Raw genomic sequence first — 12,929 nt, 5'->3', positions numbered from 1 at the left:
TGTTGATTAACGATTGAAAACATTCATGCCTGGGAAGAAGAATGCAACTTCCACGGCAGCTGTTTCAGGAGCGTCAGAACCATGCACAGCATTAGCATCAATGCTGTCAGCAAAGTCAGCACGAATAGTGCCTTTTTCTGCTTTCTTAGGATCAGTAGCGCCCATCAAATCACGATTCTTAGCAATAGCGCCTTCGCCTTCTAATACTTGAATCATGACTGGACCAGAAATCATGAAGCTCACCAAATCTTTGAAGAAAGGACGATCTTTGTGAACGCCATAGAACTGCTCGGCTTCGTTTTGTGACAAATGCGCCATTCTGGAAGCAACGATCTTCAAACCAGCAGATTCAAAACGGTCATAAATTTTGCCGATGACGTTTTTAGCGACAGCATCAGGTTTGATAATAGAGAGGGTGCGTTCAATTGCCATTCAAGACTCCAATAGTGATTTCAAAGGTATTTGTTGAGCGAGGCGACAAAACCGCAAAAGGGCTAAACACCCTACCCTCACTCAACGACCCCCAAATTATACATTGCTTGACCGTATTTACCCCTATATGTGTAGGGCTAAGCCCTTGAATTTACAAGGCATAAGCCCTGAATTTGTAGGTCTTTTCTCCATGCACTTGAAATTGAGGCCTTTTGTCTATACTTAATAGCAACAGCCCTTTATGGGCTCTTGAAATAAACCTGAAAAGAAGGAGTCAATATGAGTGATCTGAACTCTTACGGCTTTGGCCAAACCGGCTCAATTAGCACGATCCAGGTACGCAACCGCGTACTGCGTAATACCTATGCCCTCTTGGCACTCTCGATGGTTCCAACCATCATTGGCGCTTGGCTTGGCGTAGCAATGGGTCTTGACCTATTCTCTGGCAGCCCTTTCTTGGGTTTCATTGTGTTCATGGCAGTCGCTTTTGGCTTCTTCTGGGCAATTGAAAAGAACAAGGAAACCGGCGTAGGTGTTTTGCTCTTGCTAGGCTTTACCTTCTTCATGGGCATCATGCTGTCCCGCCTCGTGGGCTTCACCCTGAACAGCTATAGCAACGGCGCAGCCCTCATCATGCTGTCCTTTGGTGGTACTGCGGCGATTTTTGCGGTGATGGCAACGATTGCCACGGTGAGCAAGAGTGATTTTGCTGGCCTAGGAAAATGGTTGATGGTAGGCGTACTGCTCTTGATCGTTGCCTCCCTGGCAAACATCTGGCTCCAGTTACCGGCCTTGATGTTGACTGTCATGGTACTGGCAATTGCCATTTTCTCCGCGTTCATCTTGGTTGACGTACAGCGTGTGATCAACGGCGGCGAGACAAACTACATCATGGCTACATTGGCGATCTATTTGGATGTGTACAACGTCTTCACCAATCTGCTGGCCCTCTTGGGTATTGTTGGTGGCAATCGCGACTAGGCCAGTCCAAGAAACAGTAGATACACGATAAATTGAGTGTGTTGTTTCATCAGGCGCCTGCGGGCGCCTTTTTCTTTACCTTTAAAACTACCTGCCCTCTTGTTTGTATTTAGTTCGCTACAAACATGCTTACCGCATAAGACAGTGCAATCAAAATCAACAAGATTGCAAAACTATCTGAGGCTTTCATGATGCTCTCCCTGTATTGGACCTATCAACAGCAAACCCCTGCTGCACGATTCCAATCTACTCTTATATAAGACTTAGTAAGGGAGGGAATGCACCAACTCGTAATGTTTGGCGCACTATATGCACCAAATTAGCGCAAGAATGGGGCTAATTTGGATTGTTTAAGAAAGCTAGAACCTATAACCCACCGAGAAGGTATACGAATTGATGTTGACCTTATCGCTACTGCCGTCATTCCACTGCACGGATTTATAGTTTTGCTGAGAGACCTCTACCCTGGTAAAAATCTTTTTGGTAAGTAGATATTCAGCACCAATGCCATAACTAGGGCCATTCATCCACTGGTAATAGCCCGGTGAAGAAAATTTAGACCATGACCATCCAAGTTTGATGTACCCCAGCAAGTCATCTGTGACTGCATAGGCGAGTTTTCCACCGGCGTCGATAGGATGTTGCGCATCGGGATCGCTTCCCGCCGTATCAGTCGTTGCCAGATCATAAGTTCCATAGGCGCCGACCAGCCACTGGTTATTGATAGCCTTATATACATCAACAGTAATACTTGGGATTCCACTGTTGCTTGTTGCAGTATCACCCGGAGTAGATTTATCCGTAATGGAGTTTAAGGAATAGTCAATTGCTAAACCAAAACCTTCAAAATTTTGAGATTGGCCATAAGCCATGGGGATGGAAAGAGTCCACAACAAAATTGCTATTTTTTTCATGACCTGCCCCCGAATATTTTTATGTATTTATTGAAAACACTATATCAAACTTACTGAGCCACACTCACTGCGCCCTATCAAAAATCGCCATGGACTCTACGTGGGAAGTATGGGGGAACATATTGACGATTCCTGCCCCCTTGAGGGAGTAGCCAGCTTGGTGACACAGAATTTCAGTATCCCGAGCGAGGGTTTTGGGATTACAAGAAACGTAGACAATCCGCTGAGGCAATAAATCACTCTTCTGTATATGCAGATCTGCAAGCGCTTTGCAAATCTCCATCGCACCTTCACGAGGCGGATCCATTAACCAGCGTTCTGCTTTACCCCAGGATGCAATCGTCTCCGTTGTCACTTCAAATAAATCACTTTGCATAAAGCTGACTTTATCCACTAAGCCATTGTGTTCTGCATTAGCTTTAGCTCGGGCTGTGAGGGTTGCAAGACCCTCAATCCCTAAAACGTGTTTTGCTTTTCTGGCCAGCGGTAATGTGAAATTACCAATGCCGCAAAATAAATCCAATACTCGATCTGCCTCTTGAAGCTCTAGCATCCGAACGGCCTTACTCACCAAAGCGCGGTTCATCATGTGATTGACTTGCGTAAAGTCAGCAGGCTTAAAGGGCATTTCAATCTCGAATTCCGGCAAGCGATAACACAGCTTGCCTGTGAGCGGATAAAACGGCGCGACCGTTTCAATGCCTTTAGGCTGCAACCAAATCCACACCTGATGTTGATCAGCAAATGCTCGCAATAAATCCTCGTCGGCGCTAGTGAGAGGCTGTAGATTCCGGAAGACCAAGGCGATGACCGGTTTTGTCTTCTTGGGGTCGTCTGATTGCGGATCTTCTGGCTCGCCTACTGCAATCTCAATTTGCGGCATACGGTCCACAATCGATAAGCCCATGACCAATTTACGCATTTCTGGCAAGAGATTGGAAACCTGTTTAGGCAAGATCTCGCAAGCCAACATATCAGCGACATAACCACTCTTACCTTCATGAAAACCAATCAGTACCGTGCCCTTTTTAATCGAGCGATTAACGGCACTTAAACGTGCCCGATGACGATACTCCCAAGTAGGTCCACCCATCGGGCGCAGAATTTCTTCTGGAGCCACTTTGGCGATGTGATGTAAGTCATCTTCGAGTACGCGCTGCTTCATGGCAACCTGCGCACGAATATCTAAGTGCTGCATGGTGCAACCCCCACAAACACCAAAGGCGGCACATTGGGGGTTTGCCCTAAAGACAGCTGGCTTGAGGATCTCGCGGACTTTGGCTTTACTAAAGCGGGCCTTATCACTCGTGATCGTATAGGTCACACGTTCGGTCGGTAAGGCTCCCTTGATAAAGATAACCTTGCCACTTTGACCTTGCGCTGCCTCTTCTTCGTTTGGTGCTAAACGGGCAATTCCCTGGGCATCGAGATCGAGAGATTCAACTTCAATAGGCTGCTCAACCTCAATATTGACTGGCTTATCCCCTCTACGCATCCGGCGCAAATCCTTGGAGATATTCTTGCCATTGACCGCCATTCGGCTCCTTTGCCTCTTTTTCTAAGTAGGCTTTTACAAAGGCGATCTCTTCTTGGTATTCCTCTGCTGTAAAACCGCCACGCAGCAGTTGAAAACGGCAATACATTAAATAGGTATTGACCACATCGGTTTCGCAATAGCGGCGAATGTCATTAATCTTGCCATCTTGATAGGCAGGCCAAACTTGACTGCCATCCATACCCATCTTGCCCGGAAAACCACAAAGTTTAGCGAGACCATCCAAAGGGGCGTTTGCCCTGCCATTGAATTTCGCCAAGAGATCCATCATATCCAGATGACGCATATGGTATCGACTAATGTAGTTATTCCACTTGAACTCACGGCTATCAGCCTCCTGGCTCTCACCCATCTCCCAATACCGCGGTGCCTGAATATGATTTGCGAGAGCGCGGTAATGCAGCACTGGTAAATCAAAACCACTGCCATTCCAAGACACCAATTGCGGAGTATATTTTTCAATGAGATCAAAGAAGGCCTGAATTAATACCTTCTCATCATCTTGTGGGGTGCCCAGTGTGCCTACTTTAATTTGGGGTGCACCTTCCTTAGTAGTGCGGCGGATCACACAAGAAATCGCCACAATCTTTTGCAGATACAAGGGTAAAAACTCGCTACCAGTTTTTGCGGCACGCTCTGCCATGGCTTGAGCGGCAACCTCTGAGTCACTCATCGTGTCTGGATAATCTTCCAATCGACGCAATCCAGCTACATCCGGAATGGTTTCAATATCAAATACCAGGACAGTGGCCATAGCGCTTCTTAAGCCAGCAACATTACTGCAGGTACGGCGTTGGATTGACTGGTTTGCCGTTTACGCGCAATTCAAAATGGAGTTTCGGTGCATTAGCATCGGTATCACCCATCTCAGCAATTTTCTGACCCTTACGAACAGAATCGCCCTCTTTTACCAGGAGCTTACTGTTGTGTGCATAGGCCGTGAGATAGGTATTGTCATGCTTCACAATCACGAGATTGCCATAGCCACGCAAACTATTGCCTGCGTAAACCACTTTGCCATCAGACGCAGCTAATACTGGCTCACCCACTTTGCCGGCGATGTCGATACCTTTGTTGGTTTCATTAAATTCACCAGTCACCTTGCCTTTTGCAGGCCATGACAAACGAATACCCGGTTCTGCAACTACCTCAGCTTTGGTAGGCTCCGGCGCTGGGACATCCGCTTTATCGGTTACTGGATTTGCAGGCGTCAATTTTTTCTCCGCCGGCTTAGCAACTTTGGTGCCAGCAGGTGGCTTAATCAAAATCAAATCACCTACTTCGATGACGTTTGGATTAAAGCTTGGATTGGCAGCACTATTCCATTGCGCTACATCTCGTGGCGCTTGACCATGATCTAAAGCAATGCGTGCCAAAGTATCGCCTTTCTTGACGCGATAGTAGCCTGGAGGTGCAGGCTCATAAGCAGCACTTGAGCCACCAGAGCGATCGATCACGCCCGCTGGTTTGGTGCGAGGCGTAGAGCACCCCGTCAGCATCACCAGAGTGGACAAGAGTGCAATCAGAAAGCCTTTAGTTAAATTGGTCATGGAGTTCATCATGGTCATAGTCAATCTCATACTACCCCTGATTGTAAGGGGACAAAAAAGACCTCGTCCAGCACAGTTCTTTGGTAGCGCTGGGAGCTCATTCTCTCGACTACAACCAATTGCTGTTCTTTGTCATTTTTGGCAACTGGGGCAACCAAACGCCCGCCGATCGCCAATTGATCCAATAACGCATCTGGGATGCCCAGACCAGCAGCAGCCAAAATAATCCCATCAAATGGAGCTGCTTGGGGAAGCCCCAAAATACCGTCTCCATAAATCAAACGTAAATTATTAATCCGGAAAGGTCGCAATTTAGAGCGCGCCATGTCGTGCAGAGGACGAATACGCTCAATGGAATACACCTCATCTGCAAGCAAACTTAAAACGGCCGCTTGGTAACCACAACCAGTACCAATTTCAAGCACTTTACCGAGCTTATGTCTTGGCTTATGTAGCAGCTCAATCATGTGGGCAACAACCGATGGTTTAGAAATCGTTTGCTCATGGCCAATCGGAAGCGCAGTATCTTCATAGGCTTGTGCATGCAAACCAGGATCCATAAAAGCATGGCGTGGCACTGTCGCAATCGCTTCTAAAGTTTTACCGTGTTTGACGCCCCCGGCATGGACTTTTGCTGCTAGGGCCTGCCGATAGGCTGCAAAACGCTCTGTAGGTGCTTTCAACCGCGATCCCAACCATTGGCGCGCATGGCAGCTAAACGCGCATGATGCGTTAAATCCAATTGCATCGGCGTAATGGAGATGCAGCCTTCGGCTACCGCATGAAAATCCGTACCTTCAGAACCTTCTTTGACATCACCTGCAGCACCGATCCAGTAGATCTTTTCTCCACGCGGACTATCTTGTACCACTACAGGCTGAGAGTGATGGCGATTGCCTAAACGGGTAACACGCCAGCGATACAAATCCGCGTAAGGACGATTGGGAATGTTCACGTTGAGTAGCGTAGCAGTACCATCGGTGCGACTTAATGCTGAAACCAACATTTGTGCCACAACATCATGGGCCGCTTTAGCAGCATCTTCAATACGATTCCAACCGCGATCAATTTGCGAGAAAGCAATTCCAGGTACACCAAACATCACACCCTCTACTGCAGCAGCGACTGTGCCTGAATACAGCACATCTTCCCCCATGTTCTCGCCTTGATTAATACCGGAGATGACTAAATCTGGCTTTTCATCCAAGAAGCCGGTCATGGCTACGTGTACGCAATCAGTTGGCGTGCCGTTGATGAAGAAGAAGCCATCACGCTCGCCACCAGCTACTCGATGAATCGAGAGTGGTCTTGAAAGCGTCAAAGAGTTCGAGGCACCACTATGGTTTTGCTCTGGCGCAATGACGGTAATGCGTCCCAAAGGACGTACCGCATTGACCAAGGCCAACAATCCCGGAGCTAAATAGCCATCGTCATTGGATACCAAAATATGGGGTTGCTTAGACATAGTTATACGAGACCCGGTTTATGTTTGCCGCGCGCTCTCATTGCAGCGTAGATTACCGGCAATACTAATAAAGTAAGAACAGTGGTGGTCACCATCCCACCAACAATTACCAAAGCCAATGGACGCTGCGCTTCAGAGCCAATCGAATGAGACAAAGCAGCAGGCAATAAACCTAAGCCAGCTAGCATTGCCGTCATCAGCACAGGGCGAACGCGCAAAGCGGCACCGTCTACCATGGCGTCTTTCATGGCGCCATGCTCTTCCGCTACGGTCTTATTGATATAGGAAATCAGAATCACGCCATCCTGAATGGCAATACCAAATAACGATAAGAATCCAAAGAGCGCCGAAATACTCAATGTCTCACCACCTAGATGCAAGGCGATGATGCCACCAATCGCTGCAAATGGCACATTAATGAGCACAATGACTGCATCACGGAAATTACCGAGAGCAGTGACCAATAATAAGAAGATCGCCACTAAGGTTAACGGAATAATGACCATCAACTTTTGTTGGGCTGCCTTCATCTGATTAAACTGACCATCCCACGCAATGGTGTAATTGGTTGGCAGTGCCACATTCTTCTCTACCAAGTACTTGGCATCCTCTACTGCACTACCCAAATCGCGACCGCGTACGCTAAAGATGACCGCGATATAACGCTTGCCAGCTTCACGATAGATAAAGAAAGGTCCATCCGTTAATTGCACTTTGGCTACCATACTAAGCGGTACTTTTTGACCATTCGGGGTATCAATCAGCAAGTTAGCTACGTCAGGAATGTCATTCCGGCTTGCTTCATTTAAACGCACCGCAATGCCAAAGGTCTTTTCATCCTCTAAGAAATTCGATACGGGAGCACCACCAATCGAATTGGCTACAACCGTTTGAATATCGCTGACATTGACACCATAGCGCGCTGCACGCTCACGATCAATTTGGATATTGAGCGTAGGCTGGCCCAACTCCTTGAGCGTATTCTCATCCTCAATACCGCGTACTTTTTTGAGCTGCGTGACTACTTCATGGGCTTTTTGTGCCAGCACCTCTAAATCCGAACCAAAGATCTTGACGGAGTTTTCACCCTTCACGCCTGATAAGGCCTCATTAACGTTATCTTGAATGTATTGTGAGAAGCTGTAATTCACTCCTGGAATCTTATCGAGCTCTGCCTGTAAATGACTAATTAACATTTGCTTATTAGTACCCTTAGGCATCTCTTCAGGAGATTTGAGATACAAACCATACTCTTGATTAAATACTCCAGTCGAATCGGTGCCATCATCTGGACGACCAATCTGCACGGCTACTTTTTCTAACTCAGGCTGCTTTAAGAAAGTTTCACGCAACTGATTGGCAACGCTAATGGAGTAATCCAAATCAACCGTATTGGGTAAAGTCACCCGCAACCAAATATTGTTTTCTTCTAAGGTCGGTAAAAACGCTGTTCCAAGTCGGGTGGCACTCAATAAAGTCACGCCCAAGATGAAAACCGAAATCGCAATCACGTGACGTGGGTGATCCATCCATTTACGCAAGAGGGGGCGATACCGCTCTAACATCCAAGTAATAAATTTTGGAGGTGCGTGATGGAACTTATCTCCAAATACATATGACATTGATGCCGGCAAGAAGGTCAAACTCAGCACAATCGATGCAATCAGTGCGAAGCCCATCGTGAACGCCATGGGCTTAAAGATGATCCCCTCAACGCCACCCATTAGAAATAAAGGTGAGTAAGCCACGATAATGATGCTCGTGGAGTAGACCATGGCTCGCTGCACTTCGCTAGTCGCCAAAATGATGCTTTGGTTGACGCGCTTACCGCCCTCCTCCATGTGACGCATTACGTTTTCTGTAATGATCACTGCCGCATCTACGATCACCCCAAAGTCAATTGCCCCCAAGGAAATCAAATTGGCCGGGACATTAAAGAGGTACATCATGATGAAAGAAAAGCACAGCGCCAAAGGAATGACAGCGGCAACCACAGCAGCTGCGCGGAAATTACCCAAGAACACATACAACAAGACCAAGACCATGCTGATACCAAAGAACATGGTGTGCTTCACAGTGCCCACAGTAATGTCTAGCAATACTTGGCGGTCATAGAAAGGCTTCACCTGAATGCCGGGGGGCAAAATATGGTTATTGATATTGGTGATCTTTTCGCGCACACGTGCCAAGACTTCAGAAGCGTTCTCACCACGACGCAAATACACAATCCCCTCAACGGAGTCTGGATTGTTATCAAACTGGAATAAGCCTAAGCGTGGGGCATTACCAATCACCACATTGGCGACATCACCAATACGCACTGGCACACCCTTATTCACTGCGATTACAACCTGCTTAATGTCTTCGATATTTTTGAGCAAGCCAACACCACGCACTACGAACTGCTGCTCACCACTCGGCAGAATTCCGCCGCCGGTATTGTCATTGGCTTTTGAGAGCGCATCAATTAACTGAGGAACCGTCACGCCCTTTGACTGCAAACTCTCGGGACTCACAATCACTTGATATTGACGTACCTTGCCGCCAAAAGAAGAAACATCAGCAATACCAGGAGTCTGCTTTAGCTCTTTGTAGATCTCGTAGTTTTGTAAGGTCTTCAGACGGGTTGGCGATGCATAATCAGACGTTACCTGATAGCGCAAGATCTCACCAGTAGCATCGGAGTCTGGGCTAACGCTGGAGTTAACGCCTGGAGGAAACGCGACATTACCTAAATTGGTAATAAAGATTTGGCGTACCTTAAAAGGATCAGCATTGTCATTGAACTTCAGTGTGACAACTGACAAGCCAAAGAGTGATACCGATCGAAATGCCTTGACCCCTGGGATACCAGCCAACGCATTTTCTACTGGGATGGTTACCTGCTGCTCAACTTCCGTTGTACTTCTACCCGGCCACTGAGAGATTGCCTGAATCGTCAAAGGCGCAACGCCAGGATATGGCTGAATCGGTAATTGCTTTAAGCTAAATGCACCAAGCACCAACAGCAAAGCGGCAGTGATCAGAATGATCACGCGCTTATCCAAGACTCCCCGGATGAAGGAGGTAACGAAACTCAATTATTCCTCCTGCTTGGCAAAACGGTCATTCAACAAGACCGCGCCATCCGTTAAGACCTTCATGCCAGGCTCTAAACCTTCAGTAACTGCAAAACGCTTGCCGTCCAGGTCATAGCCCTTCACTGCAAAGCGACGATAGCTATCTTTACCGGTTTTGATAATGACATAACGCATCTCACGTACACGCACAATCGCAGACTGCGGAACGACAACCGCTTCAGCATCACCAGTTTTGAGGCGTGCGCTGACATACATGTCTGGACGCAAGAGTCCCTCTGGGTTCTCCACATCACAACGAATCAATAAGGCATGCGTCTCAGGATCAATCGTTGGGGCAATATAGTTGGCTGTCGCTACGAATTCTTTATCTGGATAAGACTCAGAACGCAGGACCATGGTTTGCCCCTTTTGAATCTTCCGAATATCTTGCTCGAAAACATTTCCCAAGAACCAGAGCTCTTTGGGATTTGCCAAGGTAGCCAAGACATCACCCGCATTCACAATGGAGCCTGGATCTACTGAACGCTTTACCACGACACCTTGTAGCGGTGAGCGCATGATAAGGTTGTATTGGGTTTTGCCATTTTTCTCCAAAGACTTGATATCTCCCTCGCTGGCACCCAAGTTACGCATACGATTGGCGGCCGCTTGCTGAGTAATTTGCGCATCACCTAGCAAATCACTCATGGTTTTATTTGACTCAAGCACTTTGGCTGTTTTGGAAGACAGTAAGTACTCTTGTTGTGCGGACAAGAACTCAGGACTGTAGAGCTCGATGATTGGGGATCCCACTTCAACTTGTGCACCATCAAACGCATAGATCCGCTCTACGCGACCAGGGGCTCTTGCGGAGAGCACCTTCGATTTTTCGGCATTAAATGCCAAGCGGCCAGGAACCTTTAAGTCCACTGGAACCGTTACCACTACTGCATCTTGGAAAATGTAGATATTGGGATTGAGCTCAACTCCAGGTAACTTCAACTCCATTGCGCCGGTATTTTCAATCGTCAAAGTTTTAGCAGTTTTATCAAACTTCACTGGACGATTTACGTTTACAAACAATCCAATCACAATGCCGAGCATCAAAATAGATACACAAATAATAACCAAGCGCAGACGTGCACGCGTCTCTGGTGGAAGCGCCCAGTAGGAGCGATGAATCTCGTTCGTATTGGCTGCAATACGGGCAGCAAACTTCTCTTTTAACTTCTGAACTTCTGCAGAAGCTCGCTGTAGGATGGTTTTTAACTTGTCCTTCAAAACAACTCCTTAGAAAGGTTCTTTACCAGCAGTCACCAACAATACTGCTTGAGCTTGTAGGAGATTTGCTTCTGCCAAAGCCAATTGCACCTCCAAGTTACGTAACTGCGTTTGGGCAGTTAATAAATCATTGAAGCCCTGACCATTGTTAGAGTATTGAACTAAGCCTACTTTATAGGCCGCATCCGCTTGTGGCACTTGGCGATCTTTCAAGAAAGTTGCTGCAGTTTTGGCTTGCTGATAGCTGGCGTAAGCAGAATTCACCGCCAAGACCACTTGTTGGCGGTTAGAAATATCACTCGCTTCGGCAGCAGCCTGATTGCGCTGCGCTTGCTCTACTCCGTATTTCTCCTTGGTGAAGAAATACAAAGGAATAATGAGATCTAATTCAAATTGATAAAACAATGCGCCGTTGTTTGCAGAAAATGGTCCACGTGGAGTGTATGAAGAGCCAATCACCTGAAAATCTGGTAAGTACGCTTTCTTGGCCAAAGTGACACCCTTGCGTGCAGCATCTAACTGCAGTGCAGAGCCCTTCAAGCTTGGGTGACTAGACTCCGCATAATCCTCCAGCTCAACCAATGTCGGAACAGAGTTCATTGAGCGGCGTACATCACCCTTCAAAATCAGCTTCTCTCTGGAGTGGCGACCTACGAGAGTGTTGATATTTTTAATCGCAACCTCTAACTGACGCTCTAAATTAAATTGATCAGCTTCGGCAGCGCTTTGAGCCACCTGCGCATTGAGATACTCCACATACGCCGCTGCATTATTCGAGTAGCGCGCCTTTGCCACGTTCTTAATCATTTCCAAACGAATGACAGACTCTTTTAAGACTTGCAATTGCTTTTGCGAGGCCAGCGCACTGTAGTACAGCGTAGAAAGCTGTGCACCTAACTGTAGATACGTAGACTCTGTTTGTGCCAGCAATGTCTCTGCATTGGTATCGGCAATATCGGCTGCCAAACTTTTCTTACCGGGAAACTGAAAGGGTTGCGCAATCGATACCGAGTTATTACTACTGATTCCACCTGGATATTGCTGCGACGGTGCATTAGCACCACCCAGAGCAAAAGGAGAATTCACTGGCATACCGGACCACACTAAGCCAACCTGTGGGTTTGCCGGAGCAGCAATCTGAGGCACTGTAGCTTTGGCAGATAAATATGACTCACGCAGAGAAGCCAGCTGCGGATTATTTGCCTTTAACTCACTCCATAGTTGACGTAGATCCATTTCAACCGGACCAGATGGCGCACTCTTCACATAATTTTTTGGCGTATTTGCCTTCGTTACCGGCGCAAATAATTCAGCCGCCTTGGAAGGTTTTTCTTGAGAGCTGAGTTGTGCGCCAATGGAAGGCGGCGCAGATAAAGAGACGTCGCCACCCTGAACAGTAACGCTCGCTGGTGGCACATCAGACGATTGAGCAAACACTACAGCAGAAAATAAAGGGGCGTAGAGAGCAACAGCGACTCTTTTGACTGTCAGTACTGCGCTAATTTTGCGTATGCCGAGAAGGAACAAAAGCGGCTGCCTCTAAATCAATGAAATGCTGTTTTTATAGCCCCTGATGCCAGTTTTGATCAATAGATCGCCCGTTTCAGGGGGTTTAAGGGATTATAGGGTAGAAAACGTAAATGTCGAATTATTGACAATTGCTATCTCATTGATTCTAAAGATAATAATTGT

10 protein-coding genes and 1 pseudogene are annotated in these 12,929 nt (G+C 47.2%); 1 reads left to right on the top strand and 10 read right to left on the bottom strand.

The annotated features are described in order from the left end of the window. Window positions 1-6 precede the first annotated feature (6 nt). Window positions 7-432 (bottom strand): nucleoside-diphosphate kinase, encoded by a 426-nt coding sequence (ndk, locus tag ICN24_RS04805; protein WP_215297858.1) that lies wholly within the window; start codon window positions 430-432, stop codon window positions 7-9. A gap of 279 nt (window positions 433-711) precedes the next feature. Here ndk and ICN24_RS04800 point away from each other — a divergent pair, with 279 nt between their 5' ends. Next, the gene (locus ICN24_RS04800; protein ID WP_216221736.1) at window positions 712-1,413 is read left to right on the top strand and encodes a Bax inhibitor-1 family protein; all 702 of its coding nucleotides are present in this window, start codon (window positions 712-714) and stop codon (window positions 1,411-1,413) included. 359 nt (window positions 1,414-1,772) lie between these two features. On the opposite strand, the gene ICN24_RS04795 is transcribed toward ICN24_RS04800, so the two are convergent. The 9 genes and pseudogenes from ICN24_RS04795 to ICN24_RS04755 form a co-directional block, all read right to left on the bottom strand. Then, entirely contained in the window at window positions 1,773-2,327 is a 555-nt protein-coding gene (locus ICN24_RS04795) for an outer membrane protein (protein ID WP_216221734.1), read from the bottom strand. Between the two features lie 64 nt (window positions 2,328-2,391). After that, window positions 2,392-3,822 (bottom strand): 23S rRNA (uracil(1939)-C(5))-methyltransferase RlmD, encoded by a 1,431-nt coding sequence (gene rlmD / locus ICN24_RS04790; protein ID WP_216222241.1) that lies wholly within the window; start codon window positions 3,820-3,822, stop codon window positions 2,392-2,394. After that, window positions 3,815-4,636, bottom strand: a complete 822-nt coding sequence (locus tag ICN24_RS04785) for a 3'-5' exonuclease (protein WP_216221733.1) — start codon at window positions 4,634-4,636, stop codon at window positions 3,815-3,817. Before ICN24_RS04785 ends, rlmD begins: the two co-directional genes overlap by 8 nt. 22 nt (window positions 4,637-4,658) lie before the next feature. Continuing rightward, the gene (locus tag ICN24_RS04780; protein ID WP_216221731.1) at window positions 4,659-5,462 is read right to left on the bottom strand and encodes a peptidoglycan DD-metalloendopeptidase family protein; all 804 of its coding nucleotides are present in this window, start codon (window positions 5,460-5,462) and stop codon (window positions 4,659-4,661) included. After that, a pseudogene (locus tag ICN24_RS04775) lies at window positions 5,459-6,082 on the bottom strand (protein-L-isoaspartate(D-aspartate) O-methyltransferase); the annotation flags it as partial. The gene ICN24_RS04780 and the pseudogene ICN24_RS04775, both read right to left, overlap by 4 nt. Window positions 6,083-6,111: 29 nt before the next feature. Next, window positions 6,112-6,897, bottom strand: coding sequence for a 5'/3'-nucleotidase SurE (surE, locus tag ICN24_RS04770; RefSeq protein ID WP_216221728.1), 786 nt, complete (start codon window positions 6,895-6,897; stop codon window positions 6,112-6,114). A gap of 2 nt (window positions 6,898-6,899) precedes the next feature. Further along, the gene (locus ICN24_RS04765) at window positions 6,900-9,977 is read right to left on the bottom strand and encodes an efflux RND transporter permease subunit (RefSeq protein WP_216221726.1); all 3,078 of its coding nucleotides are present in this window, start codon (window positions 9,975-9,977) and stop codon (window positions 6,900-6,902) included. Continuing rightward, a complete protein-coding gene (locus tag ICN24_RS04760; protein WP_216221725.1) occupies window positions 9,978-11,237 on the bottom strand; it encodes an efflux RND transporter periplasmic adaptor subunit in 1,260 nt (419 codons plus the stop codon). It abuts the gene before it with no gap. A gap of 9 nt (window positions 11,238-11,246) precedes the next feature. Then, window positions 11,247-12,764 carry a TolC family protein gene (locus ICN24_RS04755; protein WP_216221724.1) on the bottom strand — a complete coding sequence of 506 codons (1,518 nt, stop codon included), beginning with the start codon at window positions 12,762-12,764 and terminating at the stop codon, window positions 11,247-11,249. Window positions 12,765-12,929: the final 165 nt, after the last annotated feature.

The organism is Polynucleobacter sp. UK-Kesae-W10 (genome assembly GCF_018881575.1).
GTDB lineage: Bacteria > Pseudomonadota > Gammaproteobacteria > Burkholderiales > Burkholderiaceae > Polynucleobacter.
The sequence above is the reverse complement of the archived record's forward strand: the minus strand, read 5'-3'. Positions and strand labels throughout refer to the sequence as shown.

Excerpts from the sequence above, each read along its gene's own strand:
- ndk (WP_215297858.1), bottom strand. The coding sequence starts at position 432 with ATGGCAATTGAACGCACCCTCTCTATTATCAAACCTGATGCTGTCGCT.
- ICN24_RS04800 (WP_216221736.1), top strand. The coding sequence starts at position 712 with ATGAGTGATCTGAACTCTTACGGCTTTGGCCAAACCGGCTCAATTAGC.
- ICN24_RS04795 (WP_216221734.1), bottom strand. The coding sequence starts at position 2,327 with ATGAAAAAAATAGCAATTTTGTTGTGGACTCTTTCCATCCCCATGGCT.
- rlmD (WP_216222241.1), bottom strand. The coding sequence starts at position 3,822 with ATGCGTAGAGGGGATAAGCCAGTCAATATTGAGGTTGAGCAGCCTATT.
- ICN24_RS04785 (WP_216221733.1), bottom strand. The coding sequence starts at position 4,636 with ATGGCCACTGTCCTGGTATTTGATATTGAAACCATTCCGGATGTAGCT.
- ICN24_RS04780 (WP_216221731.1), bottom strand. The coding sequence starts at position 5,462 with ATGAGATTGACTATGACCATGATGAACTCCATGACCAATTTAACTAAA.
- surE (WP_216221728.1), bottom strand. The coding sequence starts at position 6,897 with ATGTCTAAGCAACCCCATATTTTGGTATCCAATGACGATGGCTATTTA.